The sequence below is a fragment of the Streptomyces sp. NPDC020898 genome (assembly GCF_044333925.1).
Classification (GTDB): Bacteria; Actinomycetota; Actinomycetes; order Streptomycetales; family Streptomycetaceae; genus Streptomyces.
Genome location: NZ_JBIRRV010000002.1, coordinates 110,911 through 130,734 on the forward strand (window position 1 = coordinate 110,911; position 19,824 = coordinate 130,734).

16 protein-coding genes and 1 tRNA gene are annotated in these 19,824 nt (G+C 67.3%); 3 read left to right on the top strand and 14 right to left on the bottom strand.

Annotated elements, in window-relative coordinates; all coding sequences use genetic code 11:
• Positions 1 to 9 precede the first annotated feature (9 nt).
• The 10 genes from rpmE to ACH4TV_RS08450 form a co-directional block, all read right to left on the bottom strand.
• Positions 10 to 234, bottom strand: a complete 225-nt coding sequence (gene rpmE, locus ACH4TV_RS08405; RefSeq protein ID WP_006381676.1) for a 50S ribosomal protein L31 — start codon at positions 232 to 234, stop codon at positions 10 to 12.
• Between the two features lie 246 nt (positions 235 to 480).
• A complete protein-coding gene (locus ACH4TV_RS08410) occupies positions 481 to 1,587 on the bottom strand; it encodes an LCP family protein (RefSeq protein WP_398395600.1) in 1,107 nt (368 codons plus the stop codon).
• Positions 1,588 to 1,796: 209 nt separating this feature from the next.
• Positions 1,797 to 3,554, bottom strand: a complete 1,758-nt coding sequence (locus ACH4TV_RS08415; RefSeq protein WP_398395602.1) for a trypsin-like serine protease — start codon at positions 3,552 to 3,554, stop codon at positions 1,797 to 1,799.
• 184 nt (positions 3,555 to 3,738) lie between these two features.
• Positions 3,739 to 5,817 (bottom strand): transcription termination factor Rho, encoded by a 2,079-nt coding sequence (gene rho, locus ACH4TV_RS08420; protein WP_398395604.1) that lies wholly within the window; start codon positions 5,815 to 5,817, stop codon positions 3,739 to 3,741.
• Between the two features lie 445 nt (positions 5,818 to 6,262).
• Complete coding sequence (gene thrB, locus ACH4TV_RS08425; RefSeq protein ID WP_398395606.1) at positions 6,263 to 7,192, bottom strand: homoserine kinase; 930 nt, start codon at positions 7,190 to 7,192, stop codon at positions 6,263 to 6,265.
• A gap of 309 nt (positions 7,193 to 7,501) precedes the next feature.
• Positions 7,502 to 8,560 carry a threonine synthase gene (thrC, locus tag ACH4TV_RS08430; RefSeq protein ID WP_398395608.1) on the bottom strand — a complete coding sequence of 353 codons (1,059 nt, stop codon included), beginning with the start codon at positions 8,558 to 8,560 and terminating at the stop codon, positions 7,502 to 7,504.
• Between the two features lie 6 nt (positions 8,561 to 8,566).
• Positions 8,567 to 9,859, bottom strand: a complete 1,293-nt coding sequence (locus ACH4TV_RS08435; protein ID WP_398395610.1) for a homoserine dehydrogenase — start codon at positions 9,857 to 9,859, stop codon at positions 8,567 to 8,569.
• 147 nt (positions 9,860 to 10,006) lie between these two features.
• On the bottom strand, positions 10,007 to 11,398 hold the full coding sequence (gene lysA, locus ACH4TV_RS08440; protein WP_398395612.1) for a diaminopimelate decarboxylase: 1,392 nt from the start codon (positions 11,396 to 11,398) through the stop codon (positions 10,007 to 10,009).
• A gap of 42 nt (positions 11,399 to 11,440) precedes the next feature.
• Positions 11,441 to 12,460, bottom strand: coding sequence for an ArgS-related anticodon-binding protein NrtL (nrtL, locus tag ACH4TV_RS08445; protein ID WP_398395614.1), 1,020 nt, complete (start codon positions 12,458 to 12,460; stop codon positions 11,441 to 11,443).
• A 148-nt stretch (positions 12,461 to 12,608) separates the two neighbouring features.
• Positions 12,609 to 13,079 carry a response regulator gene (locus ACH4TV_RS08450; RefSeq protein ID WP_398395616.1) on the bottom strand — a complete coding sequence of 157 codons (471 nt, stop codon included), beginning with the start codon at positions 13,077 to 13,079 and terminating at the stop codon, positions 12,609 to 12,611.
• 165 nt (positions 13,080 to 13,244) lie between these two features.
• Here ACH4TV_RS08450 and ACH4TV_RS08455 point away from each other — a divergent pair.
• From ACH4TV_RS08455 to ACH4TV_RS08465, 3 genes are all read left to right on the top strand, one after another.
• Positions 13,245 to 13,316, top strand: a tRNA-Arg gene (locus ACH4TV_RS08455).
• 302 nt (positions 13,317 to 13,618) lie between these two features.
• Complete coding sequence (locus ACH4TV_RS08460; RefSeq protein WP_398395618.1) at positions 13,619 to 14,428, top strand: hypothetical protein; 810 nt, start codon at positions 13,619 to 13,621, stop codon at positions 14,426 to 14,428.
• On the top strand, positions 14,400 to 15,254 hold the full coding sequence (locus ACH4TV_RS08465) for a hypothetical protein (RefSeq protein WP_398395620.1): 855 nt from the start codon (positions 14,400 to 14,402) through the stop codon (positions 15,252 to 15,254). The genes ACH4TV_RS08460 and ACH4TV_RS08465 overlap by 29 nt, the downstream gene beginning before the upstream one ends.
• 66 nt (positions 15,255 to 15,320) lie before the next feature.
• Here ACH4TV_RS08465 and ACH4TV_RS08470 read toward each other — a convergent pair whose 3' ends face one another.
• The 4 genes from ACH4TV_RS08470 to ACH4TV_RS08485 form a co-directional block, all read right to left on the bottom strand.
• Entirely contained in the window at positions 15,321 to 16,787 is a 1,467-nt protein-coding gene (locus tag ACH4TV_RS08470) for a tyrosine-type recombinase/integrase (RefSeq protein WP_398395622.1), read from the bottom strand.
• Positions 16,784 to 16,975 carry an AlpA family transcriptional regulator gene (locus ACH4TV_RS08475; protein WP_019889482.1) on the bottom strand — a complete coding sequence of 64 codons (192 nt, stop codon included), beginning with the start codon at positions 16,973 to 16,975 and terminating at the stop codon, positions 16,784 to 16,786. Before ACH4TV_RS08475 ends, ACH4TV_RS08470 begins: the two co-directional genes overlap by 4 nt.
• 315 nt (positions 16,976 to 17,290) lie before the next feature.
• Complete coding sequence (locus ACH4TV_RS08480; protein ID WP_398395624.1) at positions 17,291 to 18,841, bottom strand: YfjI family protein; 1,551 nt, start codon at positions 18,839 to 18,841, stop codon at positions 17,291 to 17,293.
• On the bottom strand, positions 18,838 to 19,764 hold the full coding sequence (locus ACH4TV_RS08485; protein ID WP_398395626.1) for a bifunctional DNA primase/polymerase: 927 nt from the start codon (positions 19,762 to 19,764) through the stop codon (positions 18,838 to 18,840). The genes ACH4TV_RS08480 and ACH4TV_RS08485 overlap by 4 nt, the downstream gene beginning before the upstream one ends.
• Positions 19,765 to 19,824: the final 60 nt, after the last annotated feature.

Consider the following 19,824-nt stretch of genomic DNA (forward strand, 5'->3'; position numbering starts at 1 on the left):
GGTGCCTCGCTACTTCTTGGAGCCGGCAGCGGCCTTGCCGAAGCGGGCCTCGAAGCGGGCCACGCGGCCACCGGTGTCGAGGATCTTCTGCTTGCCCGTGTAGAACGGGTGGCACTCGGAGCAGACCTCGGCGCGGATGTTGCCGCTCGTGATCGTGCTGCGGGTGGTGAACGACGCGCCGCAGGTGCAGCTGACCTGGGTCTCGACGTACTCGGGGTGGACTTCGCGCTTCAAGGGGTTCTCCTAGTTTCGGGAGGGCGCCGGGTCGCTGCCGCGGGGTGCGGTGGCGTGAACCGGGGCCGACGTACCAGTCTGCCAGGACTGGGCGCATCCCCCAAAACGGGGGGTGGGGGTTGGATATTCCCGGAGGGCGCGGGAGGGGGTGGTGGGGTGGCGTTCGCGGGCGGGTGCGGGTGCGTGGGGGCTTGTCGCGCAGTTCCCCGCGCCCCTGAAAAAGCAGGGGGCTTCGCCCCTGCTTTTTCAGCTCACCACGCCTGCCGCGTCTCCTGTTGCCGTGCCCTTTGTTGCGCTTGCCGGGATGGGCTGGTCGGCCTTCAGGGCCTTCCAGACCAGCTGGGCCTTGTCCTTGTCCACTATGACCCTGTTGCGATTGGCCGGGTCGTACTCGACCGGCATGGTGATCATGGTCATGTTGGCGGAGCTGATGCTCTTCAGGCCCGTTGCGAAGGAGGTCAAAGAACCGACGGAGCCGAGGTCGGAGTCGGTGGTGACGGCCTTGGTGGCGGTGTCGGCCAGGTCGAAGAGCTTCTTGGGGTTCGTCAGGACGCCCACGTCCTTGATCTGGTCGACCAGGGCCTTGATGAACGCCTGCTGGAGCTGGATGCGGCCGAGGTCGGAGCCGTCGCCGACGCCGTGGCGGGTGCGGACGAGGCCGAGTGCCTGTGCGCCGTTCAGCTTGTGGGTGCCGGCCTTCAGGTTCAGGTGGCTGTCCGAGTCCTTGATGTCCTTCGTCGTGGTGATCTCCACGCCGCCCAGCTCGTCGACGAGCTTCTGGAAGCCGGTGAAGTCGACCTCGATGTAGTGGTCCATGCGGATGCCGGTGAGCGACTCGACGGTCTTCACGGCACAGGCGGCGCCCCCCGTGGAGTACGCGGAGTTGAACATCACGCCGGAGGCCGCGTCGTGCGTGCCGCCCTTGGTGTCGGTGCACCGGGGGCGGTCGACGAGGGTGTCCCGGGGAATGGAGACCACACTGGCCTTCTTGTGGCCCTCGTACACGTGGACGATCATCGCGGTGTCCGAGCGGGCGCTGCCGTCGTCCGTGCCGCCGCCGAGCTTCTTGTTGGCGCCGGAGCGGGTGTCGGAGCCCAGGACCAGGATGTCCTCCGAGCCGTTGTCGACGTTGGTGGGCCGGTCCGTGCCGAGGACCTGGTTGATGTCGACGCTCTTGATGTTGCCGTTGAGCTTGAAGTACACGTACCCGAGGCCGGTGCCGCCGAGCACGAGGATGGCCGCGGCGGTCCAGGCCGTGATGAGCAGTGCCCTGGAGTGCTTGCCGCGAGGCTTGCGGCGGCTGGGCCGCGTCGCGGGATCAACGGGATCAAGCGGATTGCTCTCGGCGGACATGTGCTTCCCTCGGTCTCGTCCCGGTCGGTTACCCCCTGCTTTCAGGGCCAGTCCTGGTTCCGTCGTCACCTGGTCAGTCAGACGGTCATTACGGAAAAAGGGTTGCACAACGCACTGTGCCCTTCGCGTGATGCGAAGGGCACAGTGCGTGACCGGACGTACGGGATGTTCCTCGCGGACTGCTCAGAACGCCCCGTTCACCTGCTGGTTCAGCCGATGATGTCCCACTGCTTGTAGTCGGTGCCGACGACCTTCGGTGCGCCGAAGATCTCGCTCGTGCCCTTGCCGGTGCCCGGGTAGAGGTACATCTTCCCGACGGGCGTACGGGCCAGGAAGTCGGCCTTTCCGTCGCCGGTCACGTCGCCCGGGGTGACCAGGGTGTTGAAGGCGCTCCAGGTACGCACCTTGACCCGGGCCGCGAAGGCCTGGGCGCCGGCCTTGCCGTTGCCCTTGAGCAGGTAGCCGACCGAGCCCGTCTTGGTGCGGGCGAGCAGGTCGGCCTTGCCGTCACCGTTGAAGTCGCCGTGGCCGACGACCGAGCTGTACTGGTTCCAGCCGGTGGAGGCCTTGGACGGCGCCGAGAAGGTGCCGTTGCCGTTGCCCGGGTAGATCCACAGGGCGCCCGCGGAGTCGACCGAGAGAACGTCGGGCTTGTAGTCGCCGGTGACGTCGCCGGGGGTGATGATCCGGGTGCGGGTCTTCCAGTTGGCGAAGATCTTCGTCGTGGCCCAGGCCTCGGTGTCGGGCACGTAGTGCATCCAGTACACGGCGCCGGAGGCACTCTCACGGACGATCAGGTCCTGGTAGTCGTCCCGGTTCAGGTCGGTCTGCAGGACGACGTTGACGCCGTCCCAGTTGCCCCACGGCTGGCTCGCACCGAAGCCGGTGCCCGTGGAGTACTTGGCGTAGCCGACCTTGGTGGAGGCGCGGCGCAGCCACAGGTCTGCCCTGTGGTCGTCGTTGAGGTTCGCGTCCTCGACCCGCGGGTACACGGCACCGACGTACGACGTGACCTTCGAGAAGACGCTGTAGGCGCCCTTCGCGACGCAGTTCGTCACACCCCAGGAGACAACGCCCACGATCTTGCCGCCGACCACGAGCGGGCCGCCGGAGTCGCCGTTGCAGGCGCTGGTGGTACCGGCGTCGCTGCCCGTTGCGGGCTTGCCCGCGCAGACCATGTGGCCCTTGACGAAGTCACTTCCGAACGCGCCCGTGCAGGTGGCGTCGGACTGGACCGGCAGCGTGGCCGTCTTCAGCGTCTGGGAGATGTCCTGGGTGGTGGACGTGGTGCGTCCCCAGCCGTAGACCTTGGCGTTGGTGAGCGCCTTGTAGGAGGCGGTGTCACCCGCCGTCGTCATCCGGATCGGCGCTGCCTTGACGGGGTACGCGAGCGTCAGGACGGCGATGTCGTTGTCGATCGTCGTCGAGTTGTACGTCGGGTTGTTCCACTGACGCCAGACGCCGGAAACGGTCCCGTTCGTGTTGCCGTCGCCGTCCGGAAGCGTCGCGGTACCGGTGACGACGGCGCCGTTGGCGTTCCAGTTGTAGCCCTTGACGCAGTGCGCGGCGGTGAGGATCTTCGTCGGCGCGATGACGGCGCCGCCACAGAAGAAGTCGACGTCATCGCCAGTCGCGTCCGGGGTGCCCTTGTCGTCGTAGTACCAGAGCTGGGCCATGAACGGCGCGGCCGAGATGGTGGTCGTCGAACCACCGATGATCTGTGCTTCCTTGGTGCCGCCGACGGCGCCGGCGGTCAGCGCCGACTTGCTCGTCGTGGCGCCCGGGGTGCCGTCGCCTGCGGCCGCGCCCGCGACACGCTCCTTCAGCTCGGCGGTGCTGGGCGCACTGCGGCTGAGGTCGGCGGTGGGCTGCGGCAGGGCGGTGGCGGCGCTCGCGGGCGACATCATCAGCGCGCCGGCTACCGCGGCGGCGAGGCCTGCGGCGACAACGGGAACGGCGATCCGCACACGACGTCTGTGACGGCCCTCATTGGACAGGGTTATACCCACTCAAGTCCCCCCTAGGGATTGTCAGTTCGGGCCCCGTCACGAAAACGGGCCCGAAGAGCGTGATCGTACACCTGTGCCCATACACCACAAAGGACCACCCCCGGAACAAGGGGTGGTCCTTTGGTGAACTGCTCGACGAACGTCAGTCGTTGCCGTTGCCCGGCGTCGTCTTCTGGATCTGGAGCAGGAACTCGGCGTTCGACTTCGTCTGCTTCATTTTGTCGAGAAGCAGCTCGATCGCCTGCTGCTGGTCGAGCGCGTGCAGCACGCGACGCAGCTTCCAGGTGACGGCGAGCTCGTCGCTGCCGAGCAGGATCTCTTCCTTACGGGTACCGGACGCGTCGACGTCCACCGCGGGGAAGATGCGCTTGTCGGCGAGCTTGCGGTCGAGCTTGAGCTCGGCGTTGCCGGTGCCCTTGAACTCCTCGAAGATGACCTCGTCCATGCGGGACCCGGTGTCCACCAGCGCGGTGGCGAGGATGGTCAGCGAACCGCCGTCCTCGATGTTGCGCGCGGCACCGAAGAAGCGCTTCGGCGGGTACAGCGCGGTCGAGTCGACACCACCGGACAGGATGCGGCCGGAGGCCGGGGCGGCGAGGTTGTACGCACGGCCCAGACGCGTGATCGAGTCGAGCAGGACGACGACGTCGTGACCCAGCTCCACCAGACGCTTGGCACGCTCGATGGCGAGCTCGGCGACCGTGGTGTGGTCCTCGGCCGGGCGGTCGAAGGTCGAGGAGATGACCTCGCCCTTCACCGACCGCTGCATGTCGGTGACCTCTTCCGGACGCTCGTCGACCAGGACGACCATCAGGTGGCACTCGGGGTTGTTGATGGTGATCGCGTTGGCGATCGCCTGCAGGATCATGGTCTTGCCGGTCTTCGGCGGGGCCACGATCAGACCGCGCTGGCCCTTACCGATCGGCGCGACGAGGTCGATGATGCGGGTCGTGAGGATGCCCGGGTCCGTCTCCAGACGGAGGCGGTCCTGCGGGTACAGCGGCGTCAGCTTGTTGAACTCCGGGCGGCCACGGCCTGATTCGGCGGCCATGCCGTTCGCGGAGTCCAGGCGCACCAGCGCGTTGAACTTCTCGCGCCGCTCGCCGTCCTTGGGCTGACGGACCGCACCGGTGACGTGGTCACCCTTGCGCAGGCCGTTCTTGCGGACCTGGGCGAGGGAGACGTACACGTCGTTGGGACCCGGCAGGTAGCCCGACGTCCGGATGAACGCGTAGTTGTCGAGGATGTCCAGGATGCCCGCGACGGGGATCAGGACGTCGTCGTCGGCGACCTGCGGCTGTTCCGGGCCGAACTCCTCGCGGCCACGACGGCCACGACGGTCCCGGTAACGGCCACGGCGGCCACGGCGGCCACCGTCGTCGTCGAAGTCGTCCTGCGGTCCGTTGTCCCGCGGGCCGGTGTCGCGCTGCTGCCTGTCCTGGCGGTCGGGGCGCTCCTGGCGGTCCTGACGGCCGCCGCTCTGCTGACCCTGCTGCTGGCCCTGCCCCTGGCTGCGCTGCTGGGCGCCGCCGCCCTGCTGCTCGTCGCTCTTGCCGCCCCGGCGGTCGCGGTCCCGGCCACGGTCACCGCGGTCGCCACGGTCCCGGCGGTCGCGGCGGCCCTGACGGCCGTCGCCGTCACCGGTGTCGGTCTGCGTCTGCGCGGCCTGCGTCTCGGCCTTCGGCTCGCTCTTGGCCTCGACGACAATCGTCTCGGGGCTGCCGGCCTCGGCGGTGGCGCGGCGCCTGCGGCGCTCGGCCGGGGCGTCCTCGCTGGCGGGCTGACCGGGGATCTCGATCTGCTGCTGGGCCACTGCCTTCTCGGCGGGCGCCTCGGCCTTGACCGCTACCGCGGCCGCCTTCTTCTCGGCGGCGGGCGCGGCGTCCTCACCCGTACGGGCCTTGGAGGTGGCGCGGCGCTTGGGCTTGGTCTCGGCTGCGTCCCCGGTGGAGGAGGCCGACGAGGACGCCGCCTTGGGGGCTCCGCCCCCGGCCTGCGCCTCCTTGATGACCTCGATCAACTGGCTCTTGCGCATACGCGCGGTGCCCTTGATTCCGAGGCCGGATGCGACCTGTTGCAGCTCGGCCAGCACCATGCCGTCGAGGCCGGTACCGCGGCGCCGCCGGGAGCCGGCACCGGCGGCAGGCGCGGAGGCGTCCGTGGAGGGCGCGGCAGCGGTCTCCTCGACACGTGCGCCCATCAGATCGGTGGTGTCGCTCACGAAGGGTCCTTCCCTGGAGCGGACGTCGGCCTGTCTGGCACGGCGACCGGTTGTGCTGTCCGGCTTCGGTCCTTCATGAGTGGACCGTGCCGGGGCGGTGGTCCGCCAAGCGGCGGAAGAGGTTTCTGGTGATGGCGTTTCCCAAAGCCATGACACTGATGTGGCTGTGTCAGGTGGCTTGGTCACACCGGTTCCGGAGCGTGCCCTGAATACCGCTCAGCGCCTGCACACGACGAATGGAACGCCGCATGAAACACAGATTGGTTTGGGAGGCTCCCGGAAGAATGTCTGTCCCTGACGGGGACACAAAGCACCTCGCCATGGTGGGGTCGGGTGCAGACTTGAGGTTAACACTACCGGATCCAACAAACATTCCCCCTCTCCCAATCCGGCAACCGTACGTAGTTGAATGTCTCAGTGTTGAATGTCGCAGCGTTGCCGCGACCTAGCTGTCCCCGGGCCCGGCCAGCGGCAGGACGCTCGCCCCCCGGGCGTCGAGGCCCAGCCTGTTGGCGGCCCAGCCCTCGCCCGCCAGCCGGGACACCTTGTCGGCCGTGGCCTCGTCGACCAGCGCCAGGACCGTGGGCCCGGCGCCGGAGATCACCGCGGGGATGCCGTCCGCCCGCAAGCGCTCCACCAGCGCCGCGCTCTCCGGCATGGCGGGGGCCCGGTAGTCCTGGTGCAGCCGGTCCTCGGTGGCCGGCAGCAACAGCTCGGGACGCCTGGTCAGAGCCTCGACGAGCAGGGCGGCGCGCCCCGCGTTGGTGGCCGCGTCGACGTGCGGAACGGTGCGCGGAAGCAGCCCGCGCGCGGTCTCCGTGAGCACCGCCTTCCCGGGGACGAAAACCACCGGAACGACGGAACGGGCGGGTTCCATCCTGATCGCCCGGGCGGCTCCGGCCTCCATCCAGGAGAGCGTGAACCCGCCGAGCAGACAGGCGGCGACGTTGTCGGGGTGCCCCTCGATCTCGGTGGCGAGTTCGAGCAGCGCCTCGTCGTCGAGACGGCTGTCGCCACCTATGGTGACGGCCCGCGCGGCGACGATGCCGGCGCAGATCGCGGCCGAGGAGGACCCGAGTCCGCGGCCGTGCGGAATGCGGTTGGCGCACACGATCTCGAGTCCGCGCGGCTGTCCGCCGAGCAGGTCGAAGGCGGTGCGCAGGGACCGTACAAGAAGGTGGTTCTCGTCGCGCGGGAGGGTTTCGCTGCCCTCTCCCGCGATGTCGATGTGCAGCCCGGAGTCGGCCACCCGGACGACCACGTCGTCGTACAACCCCAGCGACAGGCCCAGGGCGTCGAAGCCCGGACCGAGATTGGCGCTGGTGGCGGGGACGCGCACCCGGACGGCGGCGGCGCGGAACGCTGGACCGGCCATCGCTCGATGACTCTCCTTGAGCTGCGAGTTCGTCGAAGACACTCGATACGAAACGGAAGAACGAACTGAAGGACGAACTGAGGGTCGACACTGAGACGTACGTGGAGACCCTCAGGCCGCTGAGACGACGCGGCGCCGTGCCATACGCGGGGGCATATGCGGCGGGCGGGTTCACCCCAGCTTATCGAAGGAAGGTTCTGTGGCGACATAGGGCGCACAGGAGGCGCACGATGCGTGTCGTAAGCCCCCTGTGCACCCGTCGTAGGGAGTACGTAGGGAGTACCCGGGTTCGGGTGCTCAGTACGTGGTCTACGCGAGTCCGAGTCGCTCGGCGGCGGTCGCGGCGTCCACCGGGACGACGACCGGCTTCGGTGCGCCCTCGGTGGCCCAGCCCGGGTCCTTCAGACCGTTGCCGGTGACCGTGCAGACGATGGTCTGGCCCGGGTCGACCTTGCCCTGCTCGGCCAGCTTCAGCAGACCGGCGACGGACGCGGCGGACGCCGGCTCGACGAAAACGCCCTCCTGCGCGGCCAACAGCCGGTAGGCGCGCAGGATCTCACGGTCCGTCACCTCGTCGATGAGGCCGCCCGAGTCGTCGCGCGCGGCCAGCGCCTGCTTCCAGGAGGCCGGGTTGCCGATGCGGATCGCGGTGGCGAGCGTCGAGGGGTCCTTGACGATCTCGCCGCGCACGATCGGAGCACTGCCGGACGCCTGGAACCCCCACATGCGCGGGGTGCGCCGGGCGATGCCGTCGGCGGCGTACTCGGTGTAGCCCTTCCAGTACGCGGTGATGTTGCCCGCGTTACCGACCGGCAGAACGTGGATGTCGGGCGCGTCGCCGAGCATGTCGACGATCTCGAAGGCGGCCGTCTTCTGTCCCTCGATACGCACCGGGTTGACCGAATTCACCAGCGCCACAGGGTAGTTGTCGCTCAGGGAGCGGGCGAGGGTGAGGCAGTCGTCGAAGTTGCCCTCGACCTGGAGGATCTTGGCGCCGTGGACCAGCGCCTGCCCCATCTTGCCGAGCGCGATCTTGCCCTGCGGCACGAGAACGGCCGAAACCATCCCCGCGCGCACGGCGTACGCGGCGGCGGAGGCGGACGTATTGCCGGTGGAGGCACAGATAACAGCCTTGGCCCCCTCCTCCTTGGCCCGCGTGATGGCCATGGTCATACCGCGGTCCTTGAACGAACCGGTCGGATTGGCGCCTTCCACCTTGAGGTGGACCTCGCAGCCCGTGCGCTCGGAGAGCACCTGCGCGGGCACGAGGGGCGTGCCACCCTCACGGAGCGTCACGATCTGCGTGCTGGCGGAGACGGGCAGCCGGTCCCGGTACTCCTCGATGATTCCGCGCCATTGGTGGGTCATTGCTGGTTACTCTCCTTCAACCCGCATGATGCTGGCGACACCCCGCACGGTGTCGAGCTTGCGCAACGCCTCGACGGTTCCGCCCAGGGCGGCGTCGGACGCACGATGGGTGACGACGACAAGGGAGGCCTCGCCGTCCTTGCCCGTCTGCCGAACCGTATCGATGGAAACCCCGTGCTCGGCGAACACGGTGGCGACCTGGGCGAGAACGCCCGGTTTGTCGGCGACGTCGAGGCTGATGTGATACCGAGTGACGACATCACCCATGCCGGAGACGGGCAGTGCGGCATACGCCGACTCGCCCGGCCCGGTGGTTCCGCTGAGCCGGTTGCGGCACACTGCGACGAGGTCGCCGAGCACGGCGGACGCGGTCGGCGCACCGCCGGCACCGGGCCCGTAGAACATCAGCTGTCCGGAGGCGTCGGACTCGACGAACACCGCGTTGTACGCGCCGCGCACGGAGGCGAGCGGGTGCGTCAGCGGGATCATCGCCGGGTGCACGCGCGCGGTGACGGACCGGCCGTCGCCGGCGCGCTCGCAGATGGCGAGCAGCTTGATGGTGCAGCCCATGTTCCTGGCGGAGGCGAAGTCGGAGGCGGTGACCTCGGTCATGCCCTCGCGGTAGACGTCGTCGAGACGCACGCGCGTGTGGAACGCGATTCCGGCGAGGATGGCGGCCTTGGCGGCGGCGTCGAACCCCTCGACATCGGCGGTCGGGTCGGCTTCCGCATATCCCAGGGCGGTGGCCTCGTCGAGCGCCTCCTGATACCCGGCCCCCGTGGAATCCATCTTGTCGAGGATGAAGTTGGTGGTCCCGTTGACGATCCCGAGAACGCGATTCACCTTGTCGCCGGCGAGGGACTCGCGCAGCGGCCGGATGAGGGGGATGGCACCGGCGACGGCGGCCTCGTAGTAGAGGTCCACGTCGTGGCCCTCGGCGGCGGCGTGGAGGGCGGCGCCCTCCTGGGCGAGGAGGGCCTTGTTGGCGGAGACGACCGACGCACCGTGCTCGAAGGCGGCGGTGATGAGGGAGCGCGCGGGCTCGATGCCCCCGATGACCTCGACGACGACGTCGATGTCGCCCCGTTTGACGAGGGCGGTGGCGTCGGTGGTGACGAGGGCCGGGTCGATGCCTGCACGCACCTTGGAGGGCCGCCGCACGGCGACCCCGGCAAGCTCGACGGGAGCGCCGATGCGCGCGGCGAGATCGTCGGCGTGCGTCGTCATGATGCGCGCCACCTCTGAGCCGACAACCCCACAGCCCAGCAGCGCCACCTTCAGCGGACGCGTACGCATCATCCGACCTCGTTTCCTCATACCGTCTACGGTTTGATAAGTCTCACCCACCGGACCGAAGTTTCTAGCCATCGTCCGGATCGTGAGATGTTTATTTCGTTTTCCGGGCGGCGAAAGACAGGAGATCTTCCGCCGCCCGGCATGACCGGGTCACCCCACGTCAAGACGCAGAAGATCCTCCTCGGTCTCCCGCCGGACAATCACCCGTGCCTCACCGTCGCGCACGGCGACGACGGGCGGCCGAAGGGCGTGGTTGTAGTTGCTGGCCATGGACCGGCAGTACGCGCCGGTCGCCGGCACCGCGATCAGGTCACCCGGTGCCAGGTCGGCGGGCAGGAAGGCGTCCTTGACGACGATGTCCCCGCTCTCACAGTGCTTGCCGACCACCCTGACCAGCATGGGCGCCGCCTCGGAGGTCCGGGACACAAGAGCGACGCTGTACTCGGCGTCGTACAGCGCGGTCCGGATGTTGTCGGACATCCCACCGTCGACCGACACATAGGTACGCAGCCCGTCGAGGGGCTTGATGGTGCCGACCTCGTAGAGAGTGAAGGCGGTGGGCCCGACGATGGCGCGTCCCGGCTCGACGGAGATGCGGGGAGTACGGAGCTTGGCGCCCTCGCACTCCCGGCTGACGATCTCGTTGAGCGCCTTGGCGATCTCGTGCGGCTCGCGAGGATCGTCGGCGCTGGTGTAGGCGATACCGAGCCCGCCCCCGAGGTCGATCTCGGGCAGCTCGACCCCGTGCTCGTCACGAATGTCCTTGAGCAGCCCGACAACGCGGTGCGCGGCGACCTCGAACCCCGACATGTCGAAGATCTGCGACCCGATGTGCGAGTGAATACCGATCAGTTCGAGCCCGTCGAGCTGCAGAGCCCGCCGCACGGCCTCGGCGGCCTGCCCGCCCGCGAGCGGAATCCCGAACTTCTGGTCTTCGTGGGCGGTCGCGATGAATTCGTGCGTGTGTGCTTCCACGCCGACGGTGATACGGATCTGCACGCGCTGCCGCTTACCGAGGGACTGCGCGATATGGGCGACGCGGACGATCTCCTGGAAGGAGTCGAGCACGATCCGCCCGATACCGGCGCGGATGGCGGTCTCGATCTCCTCCGCGGACTTGTTGTTGCCGTGGTAGGCGATGCGGTCGGCGGGCATACCGGCGGAGAGGGCGGTGGCCAGCTCGCCACCCGAACACACGTCGAGGTTGAGCCCTTCGTCGTGCAGCCAGCGCACGACGGCCCGGGACAGAAACGCCTTACCGGCGTAGAAGACATCGGCGTCGGGCCCGAAGGCGGTACGCCAGGCGCGGGCGCGCTCACGGAAGTCGGCCTCGTCGATGAGGTAGGCGGGGGTGCCGAACTCCTCGGCGAGCCGGGTGACCTCGATCCCTCCGACACTGACGACTCCGTCGGGCGTACGGGTGACGGTCGACGCCCAGACCTTCCGGTCCAGGTGGTTGAGGTCGGCGGGCGGCGCGGAGGGGTGTCCCTCGGGCAGCACGTCGGCGTGACGGGGCCCGGCGGGGTGTGCGGAACGACTCATGGCTGTGCGGCTTCCTCGGTGGTGTCAGAGGTATTGAGGCATTCAGAGGTACTCGGGTGCGTCGATGCCGAGCAGGGACAGGCCGCCGGCCAGCACCGTCCCGGCGGCTTCGACGAGCGCGAGCCGGGCACGGTGGGCGGCCGAGGGTTTCTCGTCGCCGAGCGGCAGCACGGTGGGAACGAAGGCAAGCGTGGCATCGGCAAGGGTGACGAGATGCCGGGCAAGCCGGTCCGGAGCGCGGTGGGTGGCGGCGCTGAGGAGAAGGCGGGGGTGGTCGGCGAGGGGGGCGAGGAGGTTCTGGGCCGCGGCTACGTCGGCCAGATCACCGGCGTACGCGGTGAAGCCGAGGCCGGCGGCGTTGCGACCGAGGGCACGTGTGCGGGCATAGGCGTAACGCACCCGGAAGAGGGGGTTGCTCTCCCGCTGGACCAGATGCTCGGCGCCGAGCCGCGGCCGGTCGTGCGGGGCGGGGTGGAGGAGGGCCCAGCGGGTGGCGTCGATGCCGAGGGGGGCGGTATCGCCGGAGGCAGGGGTGGCGGTGGGAAGGGTGCGGAGATCGAGGACGTCGCCCTCGTGTGCGTCGCCGGTGCCGCGCCGGAGACGGACTCGGCCGCCCTGGGTGGCGACGATCCGTGCGACCGCGTCGGCGACCGCTTCGGCCCGGGGCTCGCGCTCGACGGGCAGCCGCACCGACAGAGGCTCCCGCCCGGCGAGGGCCTCACTGTGCCCGTACCGCAGACCCTGGGTGAGGATCTCCCGTACGAGGGCTGCGGGAGCGGCGCTGTCGAGGCTGATGTTGAGGAACCCGGGCCCGGTGATCTCGACGCCCCGGACACCGGGGGCGACGCTGATCCGCTCGCGCAGGACTTCGGCGACATACCGGGGGGTGCGGCCGGCGGGCCGGGCCAGCTGCAACGCGATGTTCGTCGCGTAGTCCCCGGAACCACCGGGCCCCGGCGCGGCAACGACGGCCCGTGCGGGGACGGCGACACTCAGCTCCCCGGCGTCGACAGCACGACGCACCGCGCACAGCACGTTACGGGAGAGCTCGACGGGGGTCACGGGACAAGCGTATGGGAGGAGGGGGGTGGGTAGGCGACTGGGTTTGGGGTGGGGGCGGGTATCCCGCTATGTGGACGGAGCGGGAGGACGGAACGGGAAGGGAGGAGAGGGAGCACGGCAGGTCGGGGGGCTGGGAGGACGGCGAGTGTCAGCCGCCGGCGGTCCAGCCGGCGCGCTCGGTCTCTCCGGGGGCGCCGAGGGAGCCAACGGGCCCGAGGGCGCTCTCGAAGGAGGCGTCGCCCCGCTCCCGCTCGGCCAACTTCCGTACGAGGCTTACGAGTTCGGACGGGTCGAAGGGCTTGGCGAGAAACGCGTCGACTCCGACATCGAGGCCGGCCTCGACCTCGTACTGCGTACAGGCACTGATGATCGCGAGGGGCAGGTCGCGGGTACGGGGGTCGGCGCGCAGTCGGGCGGCGGCGCCCAGTCCGTCGAGCCGGGGCATCGCGACGTCGAGGGTGACGACGTCGGGCCGCACCTGATGAACGACTTCCAGACACTCGGCACCGTCAGCCGCGGTCACGACCTCGAAACCCTCCAGTTCGAGGTTGACCCTGATCAGCTGCCGGATGACCTTGTTGTCGTCCACAACAAGCACCCGGCCGGACACGCCCGGCACAACTTGAGGGTAGGTCGAGACCGGCCACCGCGTCCGGGTTTTCCCGACTTCCACCTGTGCGAGATCGGCGCCTGCCACGGCCGCCACCACCCTCCAAAACCCGTTCCTGATCACCCCGAACGAGCTGGTAGGGTTCTACTCGTCGCCGCGCAACGCGCCAGACACGCCCCCGTAGCTCAGGGGATAGAGCAACGGCCTCCGGAGCCGTGTGCGCAGGTTCGAATCCTGCCGGGGGCACTTCCTTCTGATCAGCGAGGTTGACTCTCTGACCAGCGCAAGTGCCAGGCGTTGAGAGCCGGATCCAGTCCCACTGGGTCCGGCTCTTTGTCGTTGTCTAGCACCACTCCCGAGTGAGGGGCGAGTGAGATCTTGACGTCGCCGAGCACCAGTCATCCGCCTCGAACCCTGACTTCGAAGCGAGCCACACCGGCAGGGTCACCGCGATCCGAACGTAACGGCTGTGGCACACGCCGGCATGCGGCACACTGTGGATCTATCAGTACAGAGACTTCCCACGGGACTCGAATGCTCCTCTCGAAATGACTTACCCAATCGCAGATTTGTTTGATGACTTCCTTCAATACATCACACTTTCGGACAACGAGAAGGCGACTGCCCTTGAACAGGGACGACGTCTGTCGCAAAAGATCGAGCAACGGCCCGAGGTACGAGAGTGCCTAATTACGGGATCCATGACAAGGTCTACTGCTATCCGCAAATTCTCGGACGTTGACATCGTGGCAGTAATTGAATCCAAGAATCAACTTGCACAAGCCGACTCCGCCACTCTCGTAACTACTATCGCAAAGATTCTGCGAGAGACGGAGTCGCACGTAGAGGTATCCGAAAATGCCGTCCGCGTTGCATATACAGAGGGTGTCACGGTCGATGTATTGGCTGCAATTCACTCCGGAACCAATAGCGCAGGTGACGACGTATATCGGATCCCTACCCCCAGTCAAGAAGGGTGGCAAGCGTACGCCCCTGAAGAGCAATCTAGAATAGTTAGAGAAACCACCGAACGTCTCGGCGATGACTTCAAGAAGTTGATCCGGTTGTGCAAATGGTGGAGCAAGACCCACAGTCAACCGGTATCGTCGCACGAAATTGAGATCATCGCCTACAAGTCATTCACGGATGACATTCCAGAACTCCCGCGCGCAGTAATTGAGATGTTTAATTCCATCGAACGCTCAGTTGATATAAACTCACCGAAAGCGTCGACACTGCTGGAATCTAAGAGTATTGCCGAAGAAGCGTATTCAAGCTGGCGATCTGGCGACACCCAGAAATCTATCGAACTATGGAGGAGGCTATTCGGTGACCGGTTCCCAACTGTCATCACTTAAGGTAATCGGCATAGCGGATAGCCAGCTAGAAAAGGCGAACTACTGGTACAAGTGGAGTCGCAGACTACCTTTCGCCACCTTCGCTTTGAGTACCGCAACAATCATTATATCGAATCCCTATACATACATTCCTGCATTGTTGGCGCTCGGAGTTCAGGTCTGCTCTTGGATCTTCCGAGACAAGGCAGGGGATTTCCACAGCAACGGCGAAGAAGGAAGAACGCACGGGCTTTCGCTAGATGCACTAGGGAGCACCGAAGAACGTCTTGAGCTCAACAGATGGCTTAGCCGCGCCAGCCCCGCTCCTACTCAGCAGGCCGCAGAGCCAGCAGCAGCGGACTACTTCGCGAGCGACTCGCCTATTGGCATGCGAAGGCTGTGCGACCATCTGCAAGAGAACGCGTTCTGGAATATGCACCAATACCGGAAGACGGCGGCGCACTACGCCCGGATTCTCTGGGCATTCACCGCAATGACGGTCGTCCTCATTCTTGTGGCCTTCCCTCTGGCCTCCGGAGATCGCAGTCTCATCTTGGCCCGAGTGCTTGTAGCGGGCCTAGCATCGGGTGCGGCACTGACTCAGTTCAGCGAGGTTCGGTCCTGGAAATCGGCCGAAGCGAAAAGTGAGCGCCTTGACACTCGCCTCGATTTGCTGGCTTCATTCTCCGAGGAGGAACTGAGACGGGATAAGCTCGGAACGATTCTAGCAGTCTACGGCGACTACCGCGTAACTACCGCAAGCGCACCACCCATCCCGAAGTGGCTATACGATCAGGAAAAAGAACACCTGAATGAACTGTGGGCCCAGCGAACGGCCTCTGCGTAACAGAAGAGCGGCGGCTGACTAGAGATATCGATCCCCAACGAGCCGCCGTTCTCCGCTTGATTCACTTCAGCCTATCCACCCCATAGCGCGTTCTATCTTCGCGTTGTTCAATTCTTCATGACCGTCGATGCAACCCTCGTAGCGGCGGTGGATGACCTCCGGGGAGTTTCCCGCACGACGGGCGACCTCCGCCACAGGGACCCCGGCGTTCAGCCAGTTCGTGATGCAGGTGTGCCGAAGGTCGTAGGGTCGGAGCGCGAGCGGGGAATCCGTCCTGTCCGGTGGGAGCGCAATGGGTCTTGCTTCCTGCCACACCCTCCAGTAGCTGGACGTCCCCAGCACGCCACCACGCTCATTGGCGAAGAGCCTGCCGTCCTTGGCCGTACCGAACTCCTTGACGTGCTCACGGAGCATCGCGACCAGCAGCGGCGGTATGGGGACAGGCCGGTCGGCCTTAACCTCACGCGACTTGAGCCCTCGCTTGTCGTGGCGCTGCCCCGAATCGGTCCACATCTTGCCGGACACCGGGCGGGTTTCCCTAAGAGTGAGGGTCCCCCAGCCCGTCTCGGGCAAATAGCAGTCCTTCTCTCGCAACCCGACCGCTTCCGCCGGCCTCATTGCGGCGTAGAGCTGACAACCGAAGAACGCGACCAGTCGACGGCCACGATTGCGGTGCACAGACCCCACGTACGAGACGGCCGTGATGAGTGAAGTCCCTTGAGCCGCATTGACCAGAACCCGAGGGTCCACCACGTCACTGCCCGTAGATCCGGTCCGCTTCACGTTGGCGAGCGGGTTTTCGTCCAGGTAGCCCGACTCGATCGCGTGCTCCATGGCGGTGTTGAAGCCGCGGCGACGCCGCTTGTACGTCTCCCCTGCCGCTGGGGTGCCGTCCAACTTGAAAGAGAGCCGGTACTGGACGTCCCGGAGCGTTCTCGGGTCCGTCAGCGCGGACAGAGGAAGCGAACGGTTGGAGAGCCACGTGCAGGCGGCCACGAGGTCGGGCGGGGGCTCTTCGTCCTTGTGGGCTGGTATGACAGTCCAGCGCACAGCCAGCCGCACTTCCTCAGGTGTCGGTGCCTTGGCTCCGTCGCCCATCATGGCGATCGCCACAGTGGCCAGGCTATCGGCGATGCCTTCACGCGTCTTCGCTGCTGTGGTACGCCACCGCGCTGCCATGTACTCGCGGCAGAAGTCCCACCATGACGGATCCGGCCTGGTGTTCTCTTTCGCCGCTGCGGCCCGGAGTTCGGAATCTGGCAAACCGGTGTCCACATCGAACGCCTCGCCCTTGCGCATGGCTTGCCACAACTCCGAGCGGCGACTTTCAGCGAGCGCGACCGTGGTGAAGCTGGACGCTTTCACCTTGCCCGCGACTGTCCAACGGAGCTGATACGGCGCCCTCTTGCTCCTCACCTTGTTGACCTTCCACACCCGTACGTCGGTGGAAAGGGTGGGGGCCGGTGTCTCAGCCCCGGACGGGCGCCCGCCGTCGCGGGCGCCCGGGGTCTCGCTGGTCTTGCGATGGTTCACGCGGATTCCTCCAAGGTCTCCATCCAGCGGTCCAGTTCGGAGCGACGGATGCGCACCGAGCCGTTCGGGAGCTTGATGGCCTTGGGGCCCTTCCTGAGCTGCCGCCAGCGGTAGAACGTGGAGCGTGGTACGCCGATCTCTTCGATGACTTCAGGGATGGTCAACTTCTCGTCGCGGGGCTTGGCCACGACTCCTCCTTGGGCGAGAGAGCAAGCAGGTGGGGACCGGAGCGTCTGAGGGCCGCCACAGAAACCACGAAATACACAGAAAGCCGGGGCGGGTGCTCTGAGCTGGGAGAACAGCGGTCCGGGCGTGGTTGGGCGGGCTGCCACAGAAAGCGCGGGAAGTCCCACAGAAATAAGCGGGCCGGGGTGGGCTCGCATTTGTGTGGTTCTTCTGCAGGTTTCTGTGGCAGTCGCCTGCCTGCGGCCCCTGGCCGCGTTAGTGCAGGTCAGGGGCGGTGCGGGGTTATTTCTGTGATTCTGTGGTTTCTGTGGCGGAGGTCAGACGGCCGGTTCGCTCAACTGGGGGTGGATGAAGTAGCGCGGGGACGGTGGCCGGCCACGTCCGCCGGAGCGGTGAACGGGCTGGGCCCGGATGTACCCGTGGTCTTCCAGCAGGTTCAGCGCGGGGTCGAGATCCGCCACGGTGGGGAACTCGGAGCGCGAGAGCTTCGTCATGACTTCGCGCTTGCTGATCTCGGTCCACTCGTTGGCGCGCAACAGCTCGTAGACGATGCGGGCGCGGTTGGCGGTGTGGTCGGCGCCCATGAGGTCGAAGACGACCAGGGCGTGACCGGTGAAGTAGTCCGAGAGCTTCACCGCGTCGCGCATGGTGTCTGCGGTGATGGGCTGGGTGTGCCCGTTCTCGGTGTGCGTGGCGAGGTGGAGCAGCCCGGCGAGGCGGCAGGTCGCGCCGCCCAGCTTCGCGGCCCAGTTGCCGATGTGCCCGAGGTCCCCACCGCGTTTGCGCAGCCGCGGTTCCTGCCGCCGCTCGTAGGCGACCAGCACATCGTTCGCCTCGGGCGAGAGCTGGAGGACTGCCGGGTCTGTCCAGTCCGCGAGGGACATGGTCAGCGCGATGACACGTTCCTCGTAGGTGTCGGCCACCTCGTCGGGGATGGTGTCGGGCAGGATCTTGCGGTGCCCCACGAGGGAAGTCGGCAGCGAGTACAGGAACCGGGCCAACAGGCCCCTGTCCCCTGCTCCTTTGATGCGACCGATGTCTTCCAGGACGGACGGCTGCACCGTCAGACCCATGGTCAGCGCGGGTGCTTCGATGAACTCCTCTCGCCCCCGCCGGTCCACGCGCAGCCGGTCGCCTGCCTGGCCACGGAGGAAGACCTCCATGTTGGGGGTGCCCGAGTAGCGTCCGGCGATGATGTCGAAGATGCCGCCCTCAGCGCTCATCACGGCCAGTCTGCCGCCCTGTTCGGCCAGGAGTGAGGCAATAACCTCCGGCGTCGCGTCATCGGCCAGCAGACGGGGCTTGGCAGGCACGGTGAGAGATTCGGCGGTCTGCGCAAGGCTGATGGCCTCGGCCACGAGCTGATCGCGCTTGTCGGCGTCCGCACGGGCCGCCTTGACGGCTGCGCTCTCCGCAACCTCCTTGGCGAGCTTCGCCGTGATCTCCGCTTCGATGATGCTGCTGGCCGATGCTGCGGCCAGCAGCGCTTCCGACTTGTAGAGCGGGTTGGTCATCAGGGAGAACACAGCCGACTTCCGGTTGCCCGGAGGCAGCGCGACAACGACGAACGCGTTGGTCGGCTCACGCCAGCGGCCCCGGACGTGGACCACCGCGCGGCCCCCGGCAGCGGTCGACAGCACCGCGAGCGCGAGCGAGGCGGCCATGTCCACCGGCGTCTGCGTCTCCTCCGCGACCGCTCGGACGAAGTCCCCGAGCCAGGCCGGGAAGACCTCGGTGGGGAAGGCGGGGAGTTCGCGGCGGGCGGTGAGCGGGATCGGCTCCTCCCATGGCGCGGCGGCTGTCTGCTGTGCGTCCAGGGTCTCGAATCCGGCCCACAGTTCGGAGCTGTCCACGGGCTGCGTCCTCATGCCGCACTCGCCTCCAGTGCGCCGCCGCGGGTGAGTCCGGAGCGGATCGCGGTGCGGCACTCTCCGGCGGGCAGGCCGATCGACTGCCCGGCGCTCATGAGTTCGCCGCTGACAGCGGCCTCGGTGATGTCCCCGTTACGGATCATCCGTGCGAGGGCGTACGCGGCGAAGTACACGGCACGATTACGACCGCCCTCACGGGCGGACAGCACCTTTTCCAGCTCCCCACGCAGCGCTGCGGTGCTGTAGGCGGTGGCGTTGCGCATCCGGGCGGACAGCTCCGCAAGCGGCATTGGGGCGGGTGCGGGCTGCGGAGTGAGCAGGTCACCAAGCCACGCAGGGAGGGGGGCCGGGGGTGCGTCGTGAATGATCTCGTACGGTGCTCCGCCCACAACGCTGCCGGCCGCAACCACGTACCCGCCCCAAGCCCGGGTGTCGACCTTCCACCCCAGCGCATCCGCCGTGCTGCGTAGCCGCTTTTCGGCAGGTGCGGTGAAGTACAGGTGCTGTCCGCCCCGGCGGGTGCGCACCGTGTACGTCTCGGTCGGCAACCTCTCGCCAGCGCGCTCACACAGCGCGGCGAACACGTCCAGGCCATCGGCCATGCCCGCCCATTCAGGCGGTGCGATGTCGGTGTCGTCCTTTGGGATGTCGAGGTCTACGACCACGAGGTTGGCGGGGCCGGTGGCGATGCCGACGTTGTAGGGGGCCGCCTGCCAGCACACGCTGATGTTCTCGGCGTCGAGGGTGGCGCGCTGCTCTGGGGTGCGGTGACCGTCCGTGCACCGGCCGGTGCGGGGGCAGTTACGTTCGGGGTGTCCGGCGGGGCGCTTGTCGCCTGAGCGCAGGGGGAAGACGGGCCAGCCGCGCTCAGCGGCGGCCAAGGCGGCGCGCAGCAGCGCCGGGGCGAGGGTTGGTGTCATGCTGGAGGTCTCCTGTTTCTGTCGAAGGGACGGAGAACCGGGGCGGTCGCGGTCTTTGGC